Origin of the sequence: Kribbella pittospori, assembly GCF_004331465.1 — a bacterium.
GTDB classification, from domain to species: domain Bacteria; phylum Actinomycetota; class Actinomycetes; order Propionibacteriales; family Kribbellaceae; genus Kribbella; species Kribbella pittospori.
Map to the genome: position 1 here is coordinate 120,433 of NZ_SJKB01000017.1, position 20,779 is coordinate 141,211.

The following is a 20,779-nucleotide window of genomic DNA, read 5'->3' on the forward strand; positions in this document are numbered from 1 at the left end:
GGAGCGCAGCTAGCCGGACGGGGTTCCATCCGGCTAGCTGGCGAGGCGTCAGGCCTGGTTGGCGAGGAGGGTTCGGACCAGGCGGAGGCCGACTGACAAGTGGGCCAGTTCGGGGCCTTCGGTTTCGACGATTTCCTCGAGCATGGTGGCGGCTCGCGACAGGGCTGCTTCGTTCTGGTCCTGCCAGGTGATGACGCGGTCCTCGGGTTCGTCGGTCGCGTCCGTGGTGGCGAGGACCTGGCGGGTCAGGCGGGCGTGGACGGCGTGCAGGTCGTCCCGCAGTGCGGCCCGGGCCATCGTCTGCCAGCGGTCGGTGCGAGGCAGCCCGATGATGCGTTCCAGGAAGCGGCCCAGTTGCAGGCGCTCGCCGAGAGCGAGGTGAACCTTGGCGACCTCGAGGATGTCGAGGTTGTCGCGGGACGCGGTCTCGACCACGCCCAGTCCGGCGTACGCCGGGGGAAGCACCGCGATCCGGGTGGCGAACTCGGGCGAAACCCCCTTCTGTACAAGGGCTTCCCGCCGCTGCTCGAACAACGCCAGCTCGCGACCGCGCAGGATGTCCGGCAGCGCGGCGGTCAGACTCGCGATCCCCGGCGCGAAGAGCTCGATCAGTTCCTCGATGTCGACCGGTGGCCGCTGGTTGCTGACCAGCCAGCGCGTGGCTCGCTCAACCAGCGTCCGGGTCTCCAGCCGCATGTGCGTCTGCGTCGCCGCGTCGACGACGTTGTCGAGAGCAGCATTCCCGGACAGCAGCTCGGGCTGCGCGAAGATCCGGGACGCGGCCAGGTTGGCGCGTACGACGTCCTCGACCGTGCCGCCGGTCTCCAGCGAGAGCCGGTGGTACGCCGTGATGCCGGACGTGTTGACGAACTCGTTCACCACCTGGGTGGTGATGATCTCGCGCCGCAGCTGGTGGGACTGGATCTGCTCGGCGAACCGCTCCTGGATCGCCTTCGGGAAGTAGCTGGACAGCTTGTGCGCCAGGTAGTGGTCGTCCGGCAGCGACGTCTTCAGCAGCTCGGCCTCGAGCACGATCTTCGTGTAGGCGATCAGCACCGACAGTTCAGGTGAGGTCAGCCCGCGTCCATCGGCCTTGCGCCGCTTGAACTCGGCGACGCTCGGCAGAAACTCCAGTTCGCGGTTCAGCAGTCCTTGCTTCTCCAGCCGCCGTACCCAGTCCTGGTGGACGTGCATCAGGGCCGGCGCCTGCGCGGTCGCGTTGGCCAGCGCGATGTTCTGCCGGTAGTTGCTCTTCAGCACCAGCCCGGCGACCTCGTCGGTCATCGACGCGATGATGTCGTTGCGCTGCTTCTCGGTCAGGTCGCCGTCGGCAACCACCTTGTCCAGCAGGATCTTGATGTTCACCTCGTGGTCGGAGGTGTCCACGCCGGCCACGTTGTCGATGAAGTCGGTGTTGATCCGGCCGCCACCCGCGGCGTACTCGATCCGGCCCAGCTGGGTGAAGCCGAGGTTGCCGCCTTCGCCGACCGCCCGGGCGCGCAGGTCGGCGCCGTTGATCCGGATCGCGTCGTTCGCCTTGTCGCCGACGTCGCCGTTCGACTCGGTCGACGCCTTCACGTAGGTGCCGATGCCGCCGTTCCAGAACAGGTCGACCGGCGCCTTCAGGATCGCGTTCATCAGTTCGGCCGGCGTCAGCGTCGCCGGGCTGCCCTCGATGCCGAGCACCTGGCGGACCTCGGCCGAGATCGGGATCGCCTTGTCGGTCCGCGGGTAGATGCCGCCGCCCTCGGAGATCAGGCCCGAGTCGTAGTCGGCCCAGGACGACCGCGGCAGATCGAACAGCCGCCGGCGCTCCAAATACGACTTGGCCGCGTCCGGTGACGGGTCGAGGAAGATGTGCCGGTGGTCGAACGCCGCGACCAGCCGGATGTGCTCCGAGGCCAGCATCCCGTTGCCGAACACGTCACCGGACATGTCGCCGACCCCGACGACGCTGAAGTCCTCGTTCTGGCAGTCGTGGCCCATCTCGCGGAAGTGCCGCTTGACCGACTCCCAGGCACCGCGCGCGGTGATGCCCATCGCCTTGTGGTCGTACCCGACCGAGCCACCGGAGGCGAACGCGTCGCCCAGCCAGAAGCCGTACTGCTTCGCGACCCCGTTCGCGATGTCCGAGAACGTCGCCGTGCCCTTGTCCGCGGCAACGACCAGGTAGGCGTCGTCGCCGTCGTACCGGACCACGTCCCGCGGCGCGACGATGCCACCGGCAACGATGTTGTCGGTGATGTCGAGCAGACCGGAGATGAAGGTCTTGTACGACGCGATGCCCTCGGCCAGCCAGGCGTCGCGGTCAACGGTCGGGTCGGGCAGCTTCTTGGCGTAGAACCCGCCCTTCGCGCCGACCGGCACGATCACGGAGTTCTTCACCATCTGCGCCTTGACCAGGCCGAGCACCTCGGTCCGGAAGTCCTCGCGACGGTCGGACCAGCGCAGCCCGCCGCGGGCGACCGCGCCGAAGCGCAGGTGCACACCTTCGACCTGTGGCGAGTACACGAAGATCTCGTACGCCGGCCGCGGCTGCGGCAGATCCGGGATCGCCTTCGGCTCCAGCTTGATCGAGATGTAGTCACGCGGCTGGCCGTCGGCGATCCGGGGCTGGAAGAAGTTCGTCCGCAGCGTCGCCTTGATCACGGTCAGGTAGGACCGCAGGATCCGGTCCTCGTCCAGGCTCTGCACCGTGTCCAGCGCGGCCAGGATCTCCTTCTCCAGCTGGGCTGTCCGGGCGATCCGGTCCGGATCGTCGGCGGCGCCGCGGGCCGGGTCGAAGCTGACCTCGAACAGCTGGACGAGCAGGCCGGCCACGTCCACGTGGTTCAGGAACGTGTTCTCGATGTAGTCCTGGCTGAACGGCGTACCGCCCTGCCGGATGTACCGCTGGTACGCCCGCAGGATCGAGACCTGACGCCAGCTGAGGTTCCCGCGCAGGACCAGCGCGTTCAGCTTGTCGGACTCGGCCCGGCCCTGCCAGACCGCCTGGAAGGTGTCGGAGAAGAGCTTGCGCAGTTCCTCGCGCTCGTCGGTGTTCTCCGGCGCCTTCAGCCCGAAGTCGTAGATGTACACCGTCGCGTCGCCGCGGCGGATCTCGTACGGGCGCTCGTCGATGACCTCGACGCCCATGTGGGTCAGATGCGGCAGCACCTGCGACAGCGACAGCGCCGATCCGGTCCGGTAGACCTTGAAGCGGCGTTCGCCCTCCCACTCCTCGTCCAGCGGACTGTAGAGCGACATGGCCAGCCCGTTCTCGGGCGGCAGCGCCTCCAGCACGGTCACATCCTTGACGGCGACCCGGGCGTCGAAGTCCTCCTTGTACGCCTCCGGGAAAGCACCGGCGTACCGGCGGGCCAGTTGTGTCACGGCACCGTCGCCACCCTGGGCGTGCAGGGCCGCGGTGAAGTCGTCCTCCCAGGCGCGGGTCGCCTCGACCACCTTCTGCTCGAGCAGCTCGGAGTCGAACTCCCCCACGGTCTCGCCCTGCTTCATCCGGACGACGAAGTGGACGCGGGCCAGCACGGACTCGGTGACGTACGCCGCGTACGTGACGGACTCGGCGCCGATGGCGTCCTTGAGGATCTGCTGCATCCGCAGCCGGACCGCAGTGGTGTAGCGGTCACGCGGCAGGTACACCAGGCAGGACAGGTAGCGGTTGTAGACGTCACGCCGTACGAACAGCTTGACCGCACGCCGCTCCTGCAGGTGCAGCACCGACTGCACGATCGGCAGCAGGTCCTCCACCGGCGCCTGCAGCAACTCGTCGCGCGGGTACGTCTCCAGTACGTCGAGCAGACCCTTGCCGCTGTGGCTGTTCGGGTCGAAGCCGGTCAGCCGGAACAGCTCCAGCGCCTTGCGCCGCAGTACCGGCACCTGCATGACGCTCTCGGTGTACGCCGTCGACGACAGCAGACCGATGAACCGGCGCTCCAGCACCGGGTCGCCGTTCGCATCGAACTGCTTGATACCCACATAGTCCAGGTACGCCGACCGGTGCACGGTGGACCGCGAGTTCGCCTTGGTCAGGATCAGCAGCTTGCGCTCACGGGCCTTCGCGCTCACCTCGGGCGGGAGCTTGCCGGAGTTCGGCTTCGGGTCCGGCCGGAGGATGCCCAGCCCGGTCCCGGGACGGCCGCGCAGGATGCCCTGCTCGCCCTCCATGGTGAAGTCGTACTCGCGGTAGCCGAGGAAGGTGAAGTGCTCGTCGGCCAGCCACTCCAGCAGCTCGCGCGCCTCCTCCACCTCGTTCTCGCCCACCGGTAGGTCGGCCGCGTTCAGCTCCTCGGCGATCGAGACCGCCTTCTCGTGCATCTTCGGCCAGTCCTCGACCGCCTCGCGCACGTCGTGCAGCACCTTCTGCAGCGCCTGCTCCAGGGCCCGCTGGTCGGCCACGTCGGCGATCCGCTCGATCTCCAGGTGCATCCAGCTCTCCCGGACCAGATCGTGCGCGTCCGAGGGCTCGGTGTCGTCCAGGACCTCCTGCAGCGTGCCGGCGACATCCCGCCGGACCACGAACTGGGGGTGGATCAGCAGCTGCAACTCGAGGCTGTGGTCGGTGATCGCCATCGAGGCGCTGTCCACCAGGAAGGGCATGTCGTCGACGACGATCTCGACCACGGTCCGGCCGTCCGCGGACCAGCCGTGCTCCTCCAGGGTCGGGGTGAAGACGTGAACCTTCGCCGTACCCTGCGGCCGCGATGCGGCGGTCTTGTAATGGTGCCGTGCAGCGCCCAGACAGTCGGTCGGCTGGCGTTCGGCCACGTCCTCGGCGGCGACGTACCGGTAGTAGCGCTCGAGGAACGTCCTCAGCTTCCCGGGATCCACCGATTTGTCGTGCCCATGTGTTCCCGCAGCCACCGCCTTGGCGAGAACTTCCGCCTTCTGGACGTCCAGCTTGCTCTGCATTCCCCACCGTCTCCACGCGTGCCTCGGCGCCGCTCGCGCCGGACCGCACGACATTGTGCGATCACTCAGAGACTAGTCCACCTTTGTCACTGGTGTGATGTCGGGACGAGCCTGTCCAGAGCCTTGTAGATCACACTTCACGGATCGGTTGCATGGCGTATTTCACCTGTCAGCAAAGCGCAACGCCAGTGCCGGGCAGGCCAGGATCGCGCGGCGTACGTCCGGCGCGGCACCGGCGGTGATCTCCCGTCCGCGCAGCACCGGGAAACCCCATTCGTCGAGGACGACGTCGTCCGGCAACAGGGTGGCGCAGAGGCCGTGCCCGTCGCAGCGCGTCCAGTCGATCTCCAGTCTGTTCACCACTCGCCTCCAGGCACAGGCAGGACTCCGCGCACCGGCCGGCCGCAGCCGCCGCCTCCCCCGAGGTGGAGCCGCACGTCCTCGCCGAACACCTCCAACGCCGACGCGAGGAACCGCGCCGAGCCGTCCGGATGCGCGCAGGCGCCCCGCCCGGGGACGAGACCCAGGTGACGGTGGGCCTCGTGCCACCCGGCCGGCTCGCCCCGCACCAATCTGCCGAAGTCGTCGACCAGTGCCGCGAGGCCGAACACGCACGGCCCGCATTGCCCGGCTGACTGACTCGCCAGCCAACCCGCGACCCGGTGCACCTCACCCAGCGGACAGGTGTCCGACCCGAGCGCCACGATGATCCCGGCCGACGCCTCCGGTCGCTGCAGCGTCAGACCGTCGGTCCGCGCGAGCCAGCGGCCGTGGTACCCACCCAGCAGCACCGGACCGGGTTCCGCACCCGAGAACTGCAGCACGGTGTCCAGCGGCACACCGGTCGGCGTCTCGATCACACCCGGCTGCCGCACCGCGCCGTCGATCGTCAGCAACTGAGTCCCGGGCTCGCTGATCAGTCCGGTGCTGCTGAACCCCTTGGACCCCAGCCGCGCGAGTACGGCGAGCTGCGCGAACGTCTCCACGTTCGACAGGAACGTCGGCCGCCGGTGGTACCCCTTCCGCGTCGGCAACACCCTCCGCCCAGGCGGTACGGCGGGACCGCCTTCCAACGCGCTCAGTACTGCACGGGCCTCACCTGCGACAAAGCGGCCAGGTGTGTCGCTCACCTCGATCGCCACACCGTCGTCCCGCTCCACGATCGCCTCCCGAACGGAGGTGGCCGCCACCGCATCATGTACGGCGATCAGCACGTGCGGCGCACCAAGTGCGCGGGCCAGGCCGACAGCTCCGTCCAGGACCAGGTGCGGTGCGACGGTCAGGAGCAGACGGTCCTTGCGGCTCACCGGCTCGCTCTCAGAACCGTTGACGACGACAGCCTCGACGCCGCGCGCGGGGAGGTCGGCCAGCTTCAGCGCGACCGGAAACGCCGCGCCGCCGCGTCCTCTGAGGCCGACGGACTCGGCCAGCCGCGTGTAGGTCTCGCGGGTGAGGTCCGGCTGAGTCCCGTGGGTCCAGTGATGGCGCTGCAGATCCGCGCGACCCTGGTCGAAGCCCGCCAGCAACCGTGGCTCGCCGATGACCCGCACCCGGGTGTCTTGCAAGGTCGTCATCGCGTTCTCCCGGCTCGTGCGAGGTTGAGCGGCGTACTGGCACGTGCTGCCTGGCTGCGGGCGCGGTACGCACCCGCCGCGGCGACTGCACCCAGGCAGCCGAGGGTGATGGCCAGCATCCAGGGGGTGCCGCGGTCGGTGCCGGCCAGGAGTGAGTGACCGATGGACAGCAGCCAGCCGATGGATGCGGCGATGTGGATCGAGCGCCAGTGCTTGGTGAGGGCCTCCGACTTCGCGAGGCGGCCGCGGGCGGCTCCGACGACTGCGGCGAGCACCAGCCCAAACAGGGCGAGCACACCGACGACCATCGCGAAGGGTCGGTAGCCGGAGCCGAACGGCCAGACCAGGACGGTCGGACTGATGTCTACGTAGGCGTCGGCGATGACCGCGATGACGTGCGTCGTCAGCAGGACCAGACCGGTGGCTGCTGCCGAGCGGTGCACGTACTGCAGCCAGAACCGGCGGCCCGGATCACGACTGCCCGAGGTGAGGATGCCGAGCGAGGCCGACACCGTGAACATGATCATCGCGACGATGCCCGCCGCGCGGGCGAGGTACCAGAGCGTCATCAAGCTGCCACGCTCGACGCCGGCCAACCGGACAGCTCAGTGACCTCGCCGTCGTCGTCGATCAGCCGGGCCGGGTGACCAGCCAAGGTCAGTCGCCCGAGAGCCGCCTCCCCTGTCGCGACCAGCGCCGTACTGAAGGTGTTGGCCCGTACTGCGGTCGGCGCCCAGACCGACGCGGTTCGCCACCGACCATCCGCGGGCTTGCCGGTGCGCGGGTCGATGAGGTGGTGCGCGTAGCCGGTCGGCGTCTGCCAGCGTCGTACTGTCCGGGTAGAGGTCGTCAGACCGCCGTGAGCGAGGGTGACGAGTACGCCGGGGTCACCGGCACGCTCGGCGACCGTTATTACCCACGGCTTGACCGGATTGCCGGCCGCACGAAGGTCTCCACCGATCTCGACCAGGACTGCGCAGCCGTAGCGCTTGCCGAGCACCAGGGCGGCCCGGTCGGCGGTCCATGCCTTCGCGATCGCGCCGAGGTCCAGCGCACAGTCCTTCGGTACGCCGAGCAGCGCGAGCTTCCGGTTGAGCTGGACCTGCTGCCAGCCGGGGCTCGGTTTCGGGTCGGCCAGTGGTTCCGAGAAGCGTCGCCGTACCGCCTCGATGTCGTCGTCGTAGCCGGCCGCGATCACCGCGGCGCCGACCGTCGGGTCGACCGCGCCACCGCTCACCGAGGCCGCGACCAGGCTCACGTCGACCAGGTCGACGAGCAGACGCGAGACCGGGACGAGGGCGCCGGCGCGGGCGTTGACGATCGAGAGCTCGGAGTCCGGGCGGAACCGGCCGGCCGCCTTGTCGACGCGATCCATCAGCGCCTTGAGCTCACCACAGGCGGCGCCGAGAACGGCTGGGTTGTCGACGGTCAGGCGGACGGTGCAGCTCCACGCGGTCCAGGTACGCGAGGCGCTCATGATCCGTTGCTCCCGCCCTGCGAGGTCGAGCCGGACGAGGCCGAGCCGAGCCCACTCGAGCTGCTGCTGTCGTCGGAACTGGAACCACCGGAGCTGGAACCTGTGCCGGAACTGGAGCCTGAGCCGGAGCTGTTGGAGCTCACGGAGGTGCCGGAGCTGCCGCTGTCGGCCTGCCGTGCGGACACGATCGCGACGGACAGCCCGGTGCCGCCGATGCCGAGGACCGCTGTCGCGATCGCGGCCGCGGACGCCCGGCGCAGCCAGCGCCGGCGAGCTGAGTGGGACTCTTCGAACGCCTCTGTGGTGACCATGCCGCCAGCCTCGCGGCAGACCCATCAGCCGCACTCCAAGAGACCGTCAAGCCAGCATCAAGTTCTGCTGAAAGCTCTCTGAGAGGCCGTCTCAGGTCAGCAGTTCCCGCTCACCTCAGGTGGGCAGTCGTTGCCCTCGTGCTTGCGGATGGTGTCGACGATCTCGTCCGACACCTCACCCAGCACGGCCAGCCGGTCGGGCCCGAAGACGTCGACGAAGAACTCGCGGATCCGGGCCGCGTGGGCCGGAGCACAGGCCTCGATCGCCGCCATCCCCTCCGCGGTGATCGCGATCTCCGGGTACCGGGAGTCGCAGGCCACCTTCTGGATCAGGCCGCGCTTCTCCATCCGGGTCAGGTGGTGTGACATCCGGCTCTTCTCCCACTGCGTCGCCCGGCCCAGCTCGAAGGCCCGCATCCGCCCGGTCTCCGACTCGGACAGATTCACCAGGATCTCGAAGTCCGACTTGGACAGGCCGTACTCCCGCTGGAGATGACGCTCCATGTGCGTCTCCAGCGTCTTGTGCATCAGCAGGTAGCTGCGCCACGCCTTCTGCTCGTCGTCGTCGAGCCACGGTCCCTTGCCCACGAGAACCATCGTACCCGACCGGGTTGACACATCAACCAGGCGAGCTAATATCGATCGTGTTGACACATCAACCTAAGCACTGGGGAGTTCGATATGACTGAGCAGAAGCTGATCGCCGTGGTCGGGGCCACCGGGGCCCAGGGCGGCGGACTGGCCCGCGCGATCCTGGCCGATCCGTCCGGCGAGTTCGGCGTACGGGCGCTGACCCGCAACCCGGAGTCCGCGAAGGCGAAGGAGCTGGCCGCGGCCGGCGCCGAGGTGGTCGCGGCCGACCTGGACGACGAGGCGAGCGTGCGAGCAGCCTTCGAGGGCGTGTACGGCGCCTTCGTGGTGACGAACTACTGGGTCGATCGCACTCCCGAGGAGGAGGCGGCCCGGACCCGCGCGGAGATGGAGCTCCAGCAGGCCGACATCGCCGCGACCGCCGCGAAAGACGCCGGCGTCGCGCACGTGATCTGGTCGACCCTCGAGGACACCAGGCCGTTCTTCAGCGACCGCGACGACGTACCGAGCCTGACGACGGGCGCTACAAGGTGCCGCACTTCGACGCGAAGGGCGAGGCGGACGAGCTGTTCACGAAGTACGGCGTACCGACGACGTTCCTGCGGACCACGTTCTACTTCGATGCCTTCATCAACGGGATGCCGCCGGCCCGCGGCGAGGACGGCAGGCTGACGATCTCGATGCCGATGGCGGACCGGCTGCTGTCCGGCATCGCGTCCGAGGACATCGGCCGGACCGCTTTCGCGATCCTCAAGCGCGGTACGGAGTTCATCGGCGAGACCGTGAGCATCGCCGGCGACCACCTGACCGGCAAGGAGTACGCCGCCGGCCTGTCCGACGTACTCGGCGAGGAGGTCGTCTACCAGCCCCCGACCTGGGAGGACTACCGCGCCTTCCCGTTCCCGCTGGCCATCGAGTTCAGCAACATGTTCCAGTTCTACGCCGAAGACGCCGACCGCTTCACCGGCGACCGCGACCTGGCCAAGGTCCGCGCCCTCAACCCGTCCCTGCAGTCCTTCGCCACTTGGCTCGAGGCCCACAAGGACGAACTGAAGTCCGCCCAGAACTAACGATCCGAACGCTTCGAACCAGCGGCGGGCGGCTGGGATGGTCAGCGTGGCAGGCGGCGGGTGTCGATCAGTTGCTGGGCGACGTCGCGGAGTTTGGTGTTGGTGTCTTGGGAGTAGCGCCTCAGGATCGCGAACGCCCGGTCACCGTCCACGCCATAGCGCTCCATCAAGATCCCCATCGCCTGCCCGACCAGCTTGCGCGCATCCACGGCCTGATCCATGGTCGCCTCGTTGCGAGCGGTCGCGACCGCGACCGAGGCATGCCGGGCCAGGATGCGGGCGATCGCCTCGTCGTCAGTGCCGAACGCATCCGGCTCGACGCTGTACAGACCCAGCACACCGACAATGGAGGCCGTCGTCGCGAGCGGAACATCGAGCACGCTCCGAACCCCCAGTGAACGCACCTTGGCCGCCCACTCCGGCCACCGCTGATCTGTCGCCGTATCGCGGACCAGAAGCGACGCCCGGCCCTGCATGACCTCAACCAGCGGTCCGGTACCTGCCGTCATCTGCCAGCGGTAGATCTCGGCGACCATCGGATCCGTCGCCGCCGGCACCTCGGGTCGGCCACGGACCGCAAGTGCGACACCCGCATAGGAGCAGTTCAGCGCCTGCAACGCGAACTGAACCACTGCATCCACCGTCTCGCCGACGCCACCGGACTCGTGCAACTCCATCGCAAGCCGCGCGAACACGTCCGCCGGCCCACCCGCGTGCGGATCAGGCCGACCGTCCACCACCTCGCCGTCACCATCCACTGGTACGGCGTCAGCAGGCGATTCCATGCCACCATCATGCTCCCATCCGGATCTGTTGACCCGGATCATCTGGACGACCAGAGAGCGCGTCGGCAATGGGCCAGGCTGGCACGTCGTGAGGTGGCGCCACACATCGCGGCGGCCGCTGACTGCATCATCAGATCGCCGGCGTACAGGCAGACCGACGCGGGACTTGTTGTTCAGGAGCCCTGAATCAGACGATTGACCTGTTGACTGCGCAGGCGGTCAAGCCGTCGACGCTCGCGCTGCCATTTGCCGAGAGCAACCAATCTGCCAGGCGACTGCAGTCCGCGCGCCCGCGCTCTGGTGTTGTCGAGCAGGCGAAGGCTGCGACTGAGCTCCTTCAATGCCACCTGAACCGCAAACCTGGCTAACTGCCGGCCGCCCCGCAGTCAGCCCGTCATCGCTCTCGGGATCACCCGGGACACGTCCGTCGGAGTGGAGCGGGATGCGCGTGACCACGTGAGGTGATCGAGATCGACGCCGGCCACCGCCCGGCCGAGGTCGGCGGCGTACTGGCGCATGGTGCCGATCGTCGGTCCGTCGCTCCAGACGATCTGCCACTCGCCGCGACGCTGTGGCGATGGGCGGGCGCTCACGGCCACTCCGGAGCGGATGGTGAGTTGATGCACGAATCTACAGACGAGGCCGGCGTCTCCACGCGGTCGGCTGATTCGTAGGACTCTGGTACTCATGGCGGGGTTCTCCGCGACTTCAAGCGGCCGTTGCGGGCTCTTTTTGAACCTCGGCGCAAGCTCCCGGTACCCAGCTCAATCCCTTGTATTGCGTGTGTTTGGGATCTTTCAGGTGTCCGGTCCGCGCGAATCCGACGCTTCATCCTCGATGAAGCCGCGCGGGTTGCCTCCCGCGCTGGCGGCCGACGCCAACCAGGCGCTGAAGCCACCGGGATCACGACGCTCCAACTCATCGAGGCAACGCTGCCGGGCAGCCGCGATCTGCAGGTGAACTGACGGCGTACCGGCTTGCTGAAGAGCTGCGTAGCTTGCCTGCCACTGCCGACAGAGCTGGGCGGTGGACATTGTGTACTCGTCGTCACCGACGACCGCCGGCCGGAACCTCTCCCCGTACCAGCGCAGAGCACCAGGCGAGGTTGCCCAGAAGGCCAGCACCAGGAGGAAGAACGCGACGTTCAGGATCTGGCCGAGGCCGAGTACGGCGAGCCAGGTGCCGCACGCGACCGTGGCGACACGGAGCCAATGACCCGCCCTTCGTGGTTCGAGACCCGAATCCCGGATCTCGCGGTCGATGGGCAGAGTGACGCAGGCGGTGGCCGCCAGCAGAACCAGCGGAATGAGCAGTTCGACAGGGATGAGGATCGCGCCGTACACAACGCCCGGAGCAGCGCACAGGAGGCAACTTGCCAACCAGAGGCGGCGATACGTTGCCACTCGGCTCAGCGTCCTTCCGGCGTTCGCCGACAGCCATCATGTGGATCCCCCACACCTGGTGCCGCAGCAGTTCCGTAGCCTTGGGGTCCATGAGTTGGTTGAGGACGGCGCAGGAGTCGGTCGCCAGACGACAACTCGCCGCGCTTGCTGCGAGGCTCAGGACCGAAAGCTCTGACGCAATGGGATGTCATGTGCGCGCCGCGATCGACCAGCACGCCGCGGCCGTGCGTGACATCCTGGCGATGACCGCCGGCCGGGCCGGACCGATTCAGCTCGCGGCCTATGCGCGAGGCATCCAGGATGTCGCGGCGGATCGGGGGTGGCATCCAGACACCGGCGCCCCGGACTGGGTCACGCTGCGTCTTCTTGCGGCATGTGACCTGGCCCTGTCCGACCGGCGTTCTCGGATCCACAGCTTGCCGACGTTCTGAGGCCGACCCGAGGGCGCCACGCGAGCGGCGCCGCCCAGGGCGGATCGCAACGGCCCTTGTCAGGATCGCCGGAGGTCGTCCGGTGGCGGAGGAGGGGTCTGCGGCCGGTCGCCGAGGCTGCTGCCGACACCGGTCGTCGAACTGCTCGTCGGCTCGTTGGGCAACCGCTCCCACTGACTCCGTTGAGCGTCCTCACGTCCTCGTTCGTACGCCTCGTCGCGGGAACGGGCGTTCGGGAAGTCGTCCTCGGCCCGGGACAGCCAGCGTTCCCAGCGACGCTGCATGGGGCGGATCATGCCGCCGCCCATACCGACCACGACCACGCCGCCGACGGTGGCGAGAACAGCGATCAGTACCGGCGTCGTCACGGTCGTCGCGACTCCGATCTGGTTGAGCGCCGCGATCACACCGAGGGCGATCACGAAGATCTGGATCACCTTCGCGACCAGCTGTCCGTAGCTCAGGGCGCTCAACGCGCTGCCGACAAGATCGCGCAGGACGTTGGCGATGGCCGCGGCAATGACCACGATGACGATCGCGACGACCGCACGAGGCAACCAGCCCACGATCGCGGCGAGCAGATCGCTGACCGGGTTGGGCCCGAAGACTCCGAAGGCGAATTGCAGTGCGATCAGCAGGACGGCGTAGTAGACCAAGGCCGCGATGAGTCCGCTCGCGTCGTATCTGGATTGCTCGAGTGCGCGTCCGACACCACCACGCTCGACCGCGTGGTCGAAGCCGACGCGACTCAGTACGACGTCGACGATTTTGCGCAGTGCTTTGGCAATCAGCCATCCGATCAGCAGGATGACCAGGAACAATGCGAATTTCGGCAGGAACGTGATGATCGCGCCGACCGCATCGTTCCATGACTGGGTGAGATCCATGGCTTCCGCTTCCCTTCGACCAGCCCGGCCGATCTCCCCAGCGGATGTCGGGCGTCCTCGTTTGTCCGACATCCAGGTACCCTCTTTCTCCGCGAAAACGCCCGAGTTCCGGATATCCGACGAGAGACGGTGTGCTGTACCTGTTACGGGGTACCGGGCTGTGTGGTCGGAAGTGGACGACTTCCGGCATTCGGCGGCTCCCGGAGCAACCGCATCGCCTCCAGCAATTACCGGTTGGATCCCTCCCTCCGTGAGCCCACTGGACAATCGATGTACATGCATTGCCCGGGCCCGGGTACCGATCTGCGGTGAGCCAAGTGGATGGACTGGTGGCAGGCCGATACCGGCTGGGGGATTTCCTCGGTCGCGGCGGGATGGGCGAGGTCTACCGAGCGACCGACGAGGTGTTACGCCGGCCGGTGGCCGTCAAGTTGATGCTGCCGATCCCGCAGACATTGGCCGCTGCGGCCCGATTCCTGCGTGAGGCGCGTGCTACCGCCCGGATCCGTGACCCTCATGTGGTCGCGGCGTACGACTTCGGCAAGCACGGCGAGGGGTATTTCCTCGCGATGGAGCTCATGACGGGACGGACGGTCGGCGACGAACTCAGGCGTCACGGCCCGTTGTCGCCCGAACGCGCAAGATGCATTGTCAGGCAGGCTGCGGCGGGACTCGCCGCAGCTCATCGGCACGGCATCGTGCACCGCGACATCAAGCCGGGCAACCTCCTGCTGGGAGATGACGGGACAGTCAAGGTCGCAGACTTCGGCATCGTGAGATTCGCCGAGGACACAACGACGACGCTGACGTCGACCGGGCAGATCGTCGGTACGAGTCACTACCTGTCGCCGGAGCGGGCTGTGGGTAAGCCTGCCGAGGGAGCGTCGGACGTGTACGCGCTCGGCTGTGTGCTGTATCAGCTGGTGACCGGGCATCCGCCGTTCCTGGCCGACGATCCCGCCTCCATCATGTTCCAGCACGTCCAGCGGGAGCCGATCCCACCGAGCGAACTGCGGGCCGAACTGGCGGGTGAGTTCGAGGCGCTGCTGCTGTGGATGCTGGCCAAGGATCCCGTACGTCGACCGACCGCCGCCCAGGTAGCCGATGGTGTGCCTCCCCCCGTCAGCGTCGATACCACGGAGATCGCGGTCGTTTCACCACGCGGGCGGCGTCGGCCCGTGCTCGCCGGCGTCGCGGCGGCACTCGCGCTCTCGGTCTCGGCGACACTCGGCATCATCCTCGAAACCAGAGGTGTCGAGGTTCCCGTGACGAACGACCTGACCCCTGGACGCGGTGCCGCGAACCCGCCGGCGGTCACACAGACCACCGTGACGGTGAAACCCACCCCATCACGCCCTCAGACTTCAGCGCCGACCGCGAATCGGCCGCACACTCCCTCCGCCTCGAAGTCACACCGCAGAACAGGCAAGTCTTCCGAACTGGCACCGCCTGCCAAGGACAAACCGGCGAAGACCAAGCCAGGCAAGCCGAAGAAGCCGGAGCACTGACCAGGCCCTGCTACGACGGTGCTGCCGGGCGCTCGCTCGATCAGTCGGTTTCGAGCCTGTCCGGGAGAATGACATTCAGCAGCCAGCTGACCACGGTGATGATCAGCGCTCCGACCACTGCGGTGCCGAAGCCCTCGACGTGGAACCCCAGGTCGAGGCCGTCGCTGATCCAGGATGTCAGCAGCAGCATCAGTGCGTTGATGACGAAGATCAGCAGGCCCAGTGTCAGGATGATGAACGGCAACGACAGCAGCGTCGCCAGCGGCTTGACGAAAGCATTCACGAGTCCGAAGATCGCGGCGACCACAAGCAGGGTGATGACCCGGCGGGTGTCGGTCGTTCCTTCAATGGTGATGCCGCTCAGCAGCCAGGCGGCGACCGCGAGCGCGATCGCGTTCACCACGAGCCTGATCAACAGTTTCATGGCCTGCCTCCAGCTCAGCCCGGCATGGCTCTCGACGTTCGGCGCACTTGCTTGCGACCCTTCTTCTTGAGCTGGCGACCAGCCTTCTTGCCGCGCTTGCCGGCACGCTTCACGTCGTCACCGACGGAATCGCGTGGACGCAGACCGAGACGCTTCCTGACGCCGCGCTTGACCTCCTGCGGCTTGGGCATCATCAGCTGTACGCCGTACGCGTACAGCCGCATGCCGAGCGCGAACAGCGGAATGCCCAGCGGCAGCAGAAGTACCGTGACACACAGCACCACCGAGACGATCAGCACGACCGTCGCCAGCAACCACACCAGAACGGCTAAGACTCCTCGAAGTGCCCTCATTGCAATCGCCTGACTTCCTACTCGGCCAGCAGCGGTCCCAGCGGGCCGAGGTCGATATTGAGATCCGCGGCCGTGAGGTCGAACCGCTCGCGGAGGCTCGTCATGGCTTGCTCGAGGCGCATCAGGGCTTGGCCGAGCTCCTCGATCTGAGCCGGGGTGAGATCACCTTGGTCGATGCGCCGGAACGCTTGCCGTTCCATCAGCTGCCTGATCAGCTCGACGATCGTGAGCACCAGCTTGAACAGCTCACGCTCAACAGTGTCGGCGTCGGCGTCGATCCGCTCGGCGAGAGGCTGCAGTGGTTGAGTCACGACGGCGCTCCCGGACTGGTCAACGGCGAATCGGTCGCTCGGACAGAATGAATGACCGCCGCCAACTGGAGCCGGACGAGTTCGACGTCGGCGAGCGAGATCACGACATCGCCTGACAGGACCACGCCGTTGCCCAGCAGCCGGTCGAGCAGATCCACCAAGGCAACCGGTCTGCTCTGCGCGGACGGTGGCTCGGCGGCGGCGGCCTGCAGCTGCGACGTCATAGCTTCTCCAGCGTGGCGAACGAGTACGGCGGCCACGGTCCGTCGACCTCGATATCGAGAGCGGGGTACCTGTCGGAGGCCCCGTTGACGAACCCACAGAACTCCAGTGCGCGGTCGGCGTCGACCAGGAACGTTCCGTTGAGCGCCATCGTCTCGGTCCGGCCACTGAGGCGCTGATCCTGGGAAGGGAGGCGGCGGCTTGCCTCGGCGTGTGCGGCGACCTCTCCATACAACCGGTCGGCCGACACCGCCGCCTGCTCGGTTGCTTGCGCCTGGGTGTCAAGCTCGGCGCGGCGCCGGTTCAAGTAGGCGACTCCCGCGCCCATAGCGGACTCGTCGACGGACGACGGCTGCCTTCCGGGCGAGGTCTTGCCGATGGCCTCGACCGGCCGGCTGTAGGCCTTGACACTCCACTCGGATCGCCCTTCGACCCGGTCCAGCGCCGCGACCAGATTGTCGTGCAGGTCATCGATCCGATCGCGGACGCTCTGGTCGCAGCGATAGATCGTCGCGAGCCTGAACGGTGCCAGCGCCAAGCCGGCGTCGACCGATCGCCTGATCACCTCGTCGTGGCATCTGGCCGTGTTCTCGAGCCAGGTGAGGTTCTCGAGGTTCCGGCGCAGGCCGGACTCCCCGAATTCTTCGAGATCGACGGTGCTGACAATGGCCACCAGGTCGCGCCGGTCGATCGTCCTCACGATGGACCCGCCGAGACCGACCAGACCGCGCAGGCGCTGAGGGTTGACGCGCCGGCCGATCGCGTACACGTACGTGCCGGATTCAGTCATCGCCCTCGCCCTCCAGCTCGTTCACGCGCTCACGAAGTCTCTTGTTCTCGTCGGCGAGTTCCTGCGCGTCGGTCGACAGCATCGGGTCACGTGTCCACCAGTCGATGCCCATTTCCATCGCCTTGTCCACGGACACGACGAGCAGCCGGATCTTGACCGTCAGCAGCTCGATGTCGAGCAGATTCACTCTGATGTCGCCGGCGATGATGATGCCTTTGTCGAGCACCCGTTCTAGGATGTCGGCCAGGCCTTCCGGTCGTGGAGCCGCCGGGCCGATGCCGCCGTACCGGTCGGCCGGGTAATGACGGGTAGTCCTCGCTGGCTCGGTCATGTCGGTCACTCCTGGAAGCGGCCGCGGACGTACCGCTTGAGCCGTCGGTAGCCGGTCATGGCGCCGTCGCGGTCGACGTCGACCTCGTAGGTGGCCAGGATGTCGGTGGTCTCCGGAATGCGTCTCGACTCCACCACGTCGAGCTCGACCCGCCAGCCGTCATCGGTCTTCTCAGCGGCGACGATTCCCTCCACGTCGTGGCCGATCAGGCCGGCCAACTCGGCCGCGGCCGAGATGGCGACCGACCGCAACGAGGGCGGCGCCTGGCCATTACTCGATGTCCGGCTCGGCCGGCTCTTCGCGGGGGCCTTGCGGGCCGCCGCTTTCCGCGCCGGGCGGCGAGCCGGAGCGCCGTCGGGTTGATCTGACTTGCGGACCGTCGCCATGAACGATCACGCCTCTCTGTTGTGCCGATCAGCGGCTGTCAGGAGTCGCTCGATGAGCTCCTCCTCGAGGGCGTCTGCCTCGTCAGGGGTCAGTTCACCGCTCTCTCGCTGCCGAGCGATCTGGTCGAGTTGGCTTCGGATCCTGGCCGGGTCGTAGTACTGCCGCTCAGCTTCCTTCCGGATCTGCTCGGCGAGAGCCACGGTCGCCCGCACCGGAGCGAGCGGCAGGGTGAGGAGGCCGGTGATCAAGCCCATCCGTCGGTCCTCTCCGCGCCGACGAAGTCGTACGCCGCGGTCGGACCGACCAGTTTGACGACGGCCCGGTCGGCCAACTCCGCGGCGAGTTCCTCCGCCGCCTTCTCGAACCGGTCGCGGCGGCGGTTCTCGACCAGGAGTGCGACGTCGATCAACTGCTCCGGACCGCCCGGCTCCCCGACGGACAGTGCGACCGAGAACGGTTCGATACGGGCCAGGACCATCTGAGCGTCGTCCCCCCGCTTCGCTTCGAGAGCGTTCGCGACGAGTTCGCCGAGGCGGACCCGGGCCTGGTACGACGACTCCTCCGGCCGATCACGGGTCTGTTGCCGCAACCGGGCGATCTCCGGATTCTCGGCCACGATCTCGGGCAGCACACGGACCTCGTCGTACCTGATCCGAACCGTGTACTGCGAGAGTCCGGTCAGTTCCCGGAGCATGTCAGCGAAACGCAGGCTGTCGGGCTCGAGGACCTGCTTGAGCAGTTCTGAGCGGTCGTGCAGTAGGGAACCGAAGCGCACGGGGATGACGGCTCCCACTGCAGCGACCGCGTCCAGAACGCGGCTGTGTGCGAGCAGGTCGTCGCGACGGGCCAGTTGCCGGTCCGCGTTCAGTCCGCTCGTCACCGCCGCGACGTCGTCGAGCCGCACGAGCTCCACGGGTTGATCATCGAGTCCGGTCAGGCCGTCGGGCAGCCGCAGGTCCGCTGCCACGATCCCATAGAGATAGCAGCCCACCTCAGCGTCGACCACCGTCACTCCTCAGCCCTCCGGCGGCGAGCGGCGGCCTTCTTGGCCGGGCGGCGGCGAGGACGTTCCTCGTGCTCCGGCTCTTCCTCATCGTCGTCCCGGTCGCTGCCCCGGTTGCCGTCGCTGCCGAGTAGGGCCTCCTTGGCGCCGGACAGCAGGCCGCGCGTCTTGCCGGACGCACCGCCTTCGCTGATCCCTTCCACCAACTCCGGGAGGTCCTTGCCGCCCTTCTCGTACAGGTCGAGGCGGTTGGTCGCCTCGGCGAAACGCAGGTACGTGTCGACGCTCGCAATGACGATGCGGGCGTCGATCGTGAGGAGTTCGATGCCGACGAGCGACACGCGCACGTAGGCGTCGATGACGAGTCCCTTGTCGAGAATGCTGTCGATGACGTCTGCCAGGCTGCTGGGCGCCGGCCGTTCGAGATAACCTCCCGAACGGCGCTGGCCGGTGGCGGCAACGGTCATGGCTCTCCTACCTTCCGATCGACGGTCGATCCGTGGGCTCAGCTCGCGCGACGCCGCGGACGTTCCTCGGGCTCTTCTTCGTACTCGTCTTCGTCGTACTCGTCCTCGTCGTACTCGTCAGCCGGCTCTTCGTCCTCGTCCTCGTCAGCCGGCTCGTCGTCCTCGTCCTCGTACTCGTCCTCGGGCTCTTCGTCTTCGTATTCGTCTTCGGCCTCGTCGCCGGGCTCTTCGTCCTCGTACTCGTCTTCGGCCTCGTCGCCGGGCTCTTCGTCCTCGTACTCGTCTTCGGCCTCGTCGCCGGGCTCTTCGTCCTCGTACTCGTCTTCGGCCTCGTCGCCGGGCTCTTCGTCCTCGTACTCGTCTTCGGCCTCGTCGCCAGGCTCTTCCTCGTCCTCGTCCTCGTCCTCTTCGTCGTACTCGTCGGCCGGCGCCCCCGTGTCGTCCTCCTCGTCGTACTCGTCCTCGTCCTCGTCCTCGTCAGCCGGCTCTTCCTCGTCCTCGTCGTACTCGTCCGCTACGCCCTCGTCGGAGTCCTCGTCGGCCGATTCCTCGTCCTCGTCCTCGTACTCGTCTTCCTCGTCGGCCGGTCCTTCGTCCTCTTCGTCCTCGTCGTACTCATCGGCCGGCTCTTCGTCGTCGTACTCGTCCTCCTCGTCCGCGGCGGACTCGTCGTTCTCCCGGCCCTCCTCGTCGCTGACCTGCACGCTGCCGTCATGAATCTCGCCGCGCCAGCCGTCGACGTCGTCGGGATGGATGATGACATCGGTCATCACGTGCCGCCGGAAGTGCTTCAGCTCGAGTCGCGCACGGCGGCCCTGGGCGCGCCAGATGTTGCCGACCCGTTCGAACATGCCCTGCGGGTAGTACACGAGCACGAGCAGGATGCGAGTCAGCGTGGGCGTGAGCTCGTGGAACGTCACGGCGCCGTCGACATGGCCCTTCTGGCCCTGGGACCGCCACACGATCTTCTCGTCCGGCACCTGCTCCAGGATCGTCGCTTCCCAGGTCCGGTGCGACCACACGATCTTGGCCTTGAACTCGAGCTTCTCGTCGGCCTTCTGCTCGACCTTCTCGACCTTCTTCATGAATTCGGAGAAGTCCTGGAACTGCGTCCACTGGTTGTAGGCCACGTCGATGGGTACGCCGACATCGATCGACTCGATGATGTTCGTCGCCTTCGTGGCCTTCTTCCCGCCCCCGCCTTTCCCGTTCGACGAGCCCCCACCCTGGATCGCGTCCATGGCCTTGTCCTTCACTCCGATGGCCCCGCCCTTGAGGGCGCCCAGCAACGGCGAGCCCCCGGTAGCGGCCGCCTTGCCGCCCTCGGCCAGGGCCCGGCTCGTCACACCACCGTTCGACGTGAAGTCGACAAGCCGATCGGTCAGGTCGGAGATCTTGTCGGCCGCCACATCGGCGGCGCGCTCGGTAGCGGCGGCGAGGGCGTGCTGCAGCTCATCCTTCAGCCGGTCGACGGGCAGCTCGTCGAGCACGCCCGTCAGCAGGCTGTCATGCTCCTCGCTGCGCGATCCTTCGGCCATTGTCG

The 20,779-nt window shown here is 67.5% G+C and carries 26 protein-coding genes; 4 read left to right on the forward strand and 22 right to left on the reverse strand.

The window, feature by feature from the left end:
• Window positions 1-48: 48 nt before the first annotated feature.
• From E0H73_RS37690 to E0H73_RS37720, 7 genes are all read right to left on the reverse strand, one after another.
• Window positions 49-4,911, reverse strand: a complete 4,863-nt coding sequence (locus tag E0H73_RS37690; protein WP_131364681.1) for an NAD-glutamate dehydrogenase — start codon at window positions 4,909-4,911, stop codon at window positions 49-51.
• A 162-nt stretch (window positions 4,912-5,073) separates the two neighbouring features.
• Window positions 5,074-5,271, reverse strand: a complete 198-nt coding sequence (locus E0H73_RS46710; RefSeq protein ID WP_238164532.1) for a ferredoxin — start codon at window positions 5,269-5,271, stop codon at window positions 5,074-5,076.
• The gene (locus E0H73_RS46715; RefSeq protein WP_131364685.1) at window positions 5,268-6,485 is read right to left on the reverse strand and encodes an NADH-ubiquinone oxidoreductase-F iron-sulfur binding region domain-containing protein; all 1,218 of its coding nucleotides are present in this window, start codon (window positions 6,483-6,485) and stop codon (window positions 5,268-5,270) included. The genes E0H73_RS46710 and E0H73_RS46715 overlap by 4 nt, the downstream gene beginning before the upstream one ends.
• Window positions 6,482-7,054 carry a hypothetical protein gene (locus tag E0H73_RS37705; RefSeq protein ID WP_131364687.1) on the reverse strand — a complete coding sequence of 191 codons (573 nt, stop codon included), beginning with the start codon at window positions 7,052-7,054 and terminating at the stop codon, window positions 6,482-6,484. The genes E0H73_RS46715 and E0H73_RS37705 overlap by 4 nt, the downstream gene beginning before the upstream one ends.
• Complete coding sequence (locus tag E0H73_RS37710; RefSeq protein WP_131364689.1) at window positions 7,054-7,962, reverse strand: FAD:protein FMN transferase; 909 nt, start codon at window positions 7,960-7,962, stop codon at window positions 7,054-7,056. The genes E0H73_RS37705 and E0H73_RS37710 overlap by 1 nt, the downstream gene beginning before the upstream one ends.
• On the reverse strand, window positions 7,959-8,273 hold the full coding sequence (locus E0H73_RS37715; protein ID WP_131364691.1) for a hypothetical protein: 315 nt from the start codon (window positions 8,271-8,273) through the stop codon (window positions 7,959-7,961). Before E0H73_RS37715 ends, E0H73_RS37710 begins: the two co-directional genes overlap by 4 nt.
• Before the next feature lie 96 nt (window positions 8,274-8,369).
• A complete protein-coding gene (locus tag E0H73_RS37720; RefSeq protein ID WP_238164533.1) occupies window positions 8,370-8,861 on the reverse strand; it encodes a MarR family winged helix-turn-helix transcriptional regulator in 492 nt (163 codons plus the stop codon).
• Between the two features lie 93 nt (window positions 8,862-8,954).
• Between E0H73_RS37720 and E0H73_RS48110 the strand changes: the two genes are divergently transcribed.
• The gene (locus tag E0H73_RS48110) at window positions 8,955-9,536 is read left to right on the forward strand and encodes an NmrA family NAD(P)-binding protein (RefSeq protein ID WP_272949181.1); all 582 of its coding nucleotides are present in this window, start codon (window positions 8,955-8,957) and stop codon (window positions 9,534-9,536) included.
• Complete coding sequence (locus tag E0H73_RS48115) at window positions 9,431-9,934, forward strand: NmrA family NAD(P)-binding protein (protein WP_272949182.1); 504 nt, start codon at window positions 9,431-9,433, stop codon at window positions 9,932-9,934. Before E0H73_RS48110 ends, E0H73_RS48115 begins: the two co-directional genes overlap by 106 nt.
• Window positions 9,935-9,975: 41 nt before the next feature.
• Here E0H73_RS48115 and E0H73_RS37730 read toward each other — a convergent pair whose 3' ends face one another.
• The 3 genes from E0H73_RS37730 to E0H73_RS37740 form a co-directional block, all read right to left on the reverse strand.
• Window positions 9,976-10,611 (reverse strand): GAF and ANTAR domain-containing protein, encoded by a 636-nt coding sequence (locus E0H73_RS37730; RefSeq protein ID WP_238164537.1) that lies wholly within the window; start codon window positions 10,609-10,611, stop codon window positions 9,976-9,978.
• Window positions 10,612-11,105: 494 nt separating this feature from the next.
• Complete coding sequence (locus E0H73_RS37735) at window positions 11,106-11,312, reverse strand: hypothetical protein (RefSeq protein WP_131364697.1); 207 nt, start codon at window positions 11,310-11,312, stop codon at window positions 11,106-11,108.
• A 204-nt stretch (window positions 11,313-11,516) separates the two neighbouring features.
• Window positions 11,517-12,122, reverse strand: coding sequence for a hypothetical protein (locus tag E0H73_RS37740; RefSeq protein WP_131364699.1), 606 nt, complete (start codon window positions 12,120-12,122; stop codon window positions 11,517-11,519).
• A 179-nt stretch (window positions 12,123-12,301) separates the two neighbouring features.
• On the opposite strand from E0H73_RS37740, the gene E0H73_RS37745 reads away from it, so the two are divergent.
• Complete coding sequence (locus E0H73_RS37745; RefSeq protein ID WP_202867750.1) at window positions 12,302-12,553, forward strand: DUF6401 family natural product biosynthesis protein; 252 nt, start codon at window positions 12,302-12,304, stop codon at window positions 12,551-12,553.
• Window positions 12,554-12,612: 59 nt separating this feature from the next.
• Here E0H73_RS37745 and E0H73_RS37750 read toward each other — a convergent pair whose 3' ends face one another.
• On the reverse strand, window positions 12,613-13,440 hold the full coding sequence (locus E0H73_RS37750; protein ID WP_131364703.1) for a mechanosensitive ion channel family protein: 828 nt from the start codon (window positions 13,438-13,440) through the stop codon (window positions 12,613-12,615).
• Between the two features lie 308 nt (window positions 13,441-13,748).
• Here E0H73_RS37750 and E0H73_RS37755 point away from each other — a divergent pair, with 308 nt between their 5' ends.
• Window positions 13,749-14,948 (forward strand): serine/threonine-protein kinase, encoded by a 1,200-nt coding sequence (locus E0H73_RS37755; RefSeq protein WP_238164534.1) that lies wholly within the window; start codon window positions 13,749-13,751, stop codon window positions 14,946-14,948.
• A 40-nt stretch (window positions 14,949-14,988) separates the two neighbouring features.
• Here the strand turns inward: E0H73_RS37755 and E0H73_RS37760 are convergent, their stop codons facing one another.
• From E0H73_RS37760 to E0H73_RS37810, 11 genes are read right to left on the reverse strand one after another with little or no spacing between them, the layout of a single operon-like run.
• The gene (locus tag E0H73_RS37760; protein WP_131364705.1) at window positions 14,989-15,372 is read right to left on the reverse strand and encodes a phage holin family protein; all 384 of its coding nucleotides are present in this window, start codon (window positions 15,370-15,372) and stop codon (window positions 14,989-14,991) included.
• A gap of 14 nt (window positions 15,373-15,386) precedes the next feature.
• Window positions 15,387-15,692 carry a hypothetical protein gene (locus E0H73_RS37765; RefSeq protein WP_238164535.1) on the reverse strand — a complete coding sequence of 102 codons (306 nt, stop codon included), beginning with the start codon at window positions 15,690-15,692 and terminating at the stop codon, window positions 15,387-15,389.
• Between the two features lie 50 nt (window positions 15,693-15,742).
• The gene (locus tag E0H73_RS37770; protein WP_131364708.1) at window positions 15,743-16,036 is read right to left on the reverse strand and encodes a gas vesicle protein K; all 294 of its coding nucleotides are present in this window, start codon (window positions 16,034-16,036) and stop codon (window positions 15,743-15,745) included.
• A complete protein-coding gene (locus E0H73_RS37775; protein ID WP_131364710.1) occupies window positions 16,033-16,260 on the reverse strand; it encodes a gas vesicle protein in 228 nt (75 codons plus the stop codon). The genes E0H73_RS37770 and E0H73_RS37775 overlap by 4 nt, the downstream gene beginning before the upstream one ends.
• A complete protein-coding gene (locus E0H73_RS37780) occupies window positions 16,257-17,048 on the reverse strand; it encodes a GvpL/GvpF family gas vesicle protein (RefSeq protein ID WP_131364712.1) in 792 nt (263 codons plus the stop codon). The genes E0H73_RS37775 and E0H73_RS37780 overlap by 4 nt, the downstream gene beginning before the upstream one ends.
• Entirely contained in the window at window positions 17,041-17,379 is a 339-nt protein-coding gene (locus E0H73_RS37785; RefSeq protein ID WP_131364784.1) for a gas vesicle protein, read from the reverse strand. Before E0H73_RS37785 ends, E0H73_RS37780 begins: the two co-directional genes overlap by 8 nt.
• A gap of 5 nt (window positions 17,380-17,384) precedes the next feature.
• Window positions 17,385-17,765, reverse strand: coding sequence for a gas vesicle protein GvpO (locus tag E0H73_RS37790; RefSeq protein WP_131364714.1), 381 nt, complete (start codon window positions 17,763-17,765; stop codon window positions 17,385-17,387).
• Window positions 17,766-17,771: 6 nt separating this feature from the next.
• Window positions 17,772-18,020 (reverse strand): gas vesicle protein GvpG, encoded by a 249-nt coding sequence (locus E0H73_RS37795; RefSeq protein WP_131364716.1) that lies wholly within the window; start codon window positions 18,018-18,020, stop codon window positions 17,772-17,774.
• Window positions 18,011-18,772, reverse strand: coding sequence for a GvpL/GvpF family gas vesicle protein (locus E0H73_RS37800; RefSeq protein WP_165555972.1), 762 nt, complete (start codon window positions 18,770-18,772; stop codon window positions 18,011-18,013). Before E0H73_RS37800 ends, E0H73_RS37795 begins: the two co-directional genes overlap by 10 nt.
• A gap of 2 nt (window positions 18,773-18,774) precedes the next feature.
• Window positions 18,775-19,236, reverse strand: a complete 462-nt coding sequence (gene gvpJ, locus E0H73_RS37805) for a gas vesicle protein GvpJ (protein ID WP_131364720.1) — start codon at window positions 19,234-19,236, stop codon at window positions 18,775-18,777.
• A gap of 38 nt (window positions 19,237-19,274) precedes the next feature.
• Window positions 19,275-20,774 (reverse strand): SRPBCC family protein, encoded by a 1,500-nt coding sequence (locus E0H73_RS37810; protein WP_131364722.1) that lies wholly within the window; start codon window positions 20,772-20,774, stop codon window positions 19,275-19,277.
• Window positions 20,775-20,779: the final 5 nt, after the last annotated feature.

Bases quoted from the DNA above. Each gene is read 5' to 3' on its own strand.
- E0H73_RS37690 (WP_131364681.1), bottom strand. From the start codon at position 4,911: ATGCAGAGCAAGCTGGACGTCCAGAAGGCGGAAGTTCTCGCCAAGGCG.
- E0H73_RS46715 (WP_131364685.1), bottom strand. From the start codon at position 6,485: ATGACGACCTTGCAAGACACCCGGGTGCGGGTCATCGGCGAGCCACGG.
- E0H73_RS37705 (WP_131364687.1), bottom strand. From the start codon at position 7,054: ATGACGCTCTGGTACCTCGCCCGCGCGGCGGGCATCGTCGCGATGATC.
- E0H73_RS37710 (WP_131364689.1), bottom strand. From the start codon at position 7,962: ATGAGCGCCTCGCGTACCTGGACCGCGTGGAGCTGCACCGTCCGCCTG.
- E0H73_RS37715 (WP_131364691.1), bottom strand. From the start codon at position 8,273: ATGGTCACCACAGAGGCGTTCGAAGAGTCCCACTCAGCTCGCCGGCGC.
- E0H73_RS48110 (WP_272949181.1), top strand. From the start codon at position 8,955: ATGACTGAGCAGAAGCTGATCGCCGTGGTCGGGGCCACCGGGGCCCAG.
- E0H73_RS37730 (WP_238164537.1), bottom strand. From the start codon at position 10,611: ATGGAGTTGCACGAGTCCGGTGGCGTCGGCGAGACGGTGGATGCAGTG.
- E0H73_RS37745 (WP_202867750.1), top strand. From the start codon at position 12,302: ATGGGATGTCATGTGCGCGCCGCGATCGACCAGCACGCCGCGGCCGTG.
- E0H73_RS37750 (WP_131364703.1), bottom strand. From the start codon at position 13,440: ATGGATCTCACCCAGTCATGGAACGATGCGGTCGGCGCGATCATCACG.
- E0H73_RS37760 (WP_131364705.1), bottom strand. From the start codon at position 15,372: ATGAAACTGTTGATCAGGCTCGTGGTGAACGCGATCGCGCTCGCGGTC.
- E0H73_RS37775 (WP_131364710.1), bottom strand. From the start codon at position 16,260: ATGACGTCGCAGCTGCAGGCCGCCGCCGCCGAGCCACCGTCCGCGCAG.
- E0H73_RS37780 (WP_131364712.1), bottom strand. From the start codon at position 17,048: ATGACTGAATCCGGCACGTACGTGTACGCGATCGGCCGGCGCGTCAAC.
- E0H73_RS37785 (WP_131364784.1), bottom strand. From the start codon at position 17,379: ATGACCGAGCCAGCGAGGACTACCCGTCATTACCCGGCCGACCGGTAC.
- E0H73_RS37790 (WP_131364714.1), bottom strand. From the start codon at position 17,765: ATGGCGACGGTCCGCAAGTCAGATCAACCCGACGGCGCTCCGGCTCGC.
- E0H73_RS37795 (WP_131364716.1), bottom strand. From the start codon at position 18,020: ATGGGCTTGATCACCGGCCTCCTCACCCTGCCGCTCGCTCCGGTGCGG.
- gvpJ (WP_131364720.1), bottom strand. From the start codon at position 19,236: ATGACCGTTGCCGCCACCGGCCAGCGCCGTTCGGGAGGTTATCTCGAA.
- E0H73_RS37810 (WP_131364722.1), bottom strand. From the start codon at position 20,774: ATGGCCGAAGGATCGCGCAGCGAGGAGCATGACAGCCTGCTGACGGGC.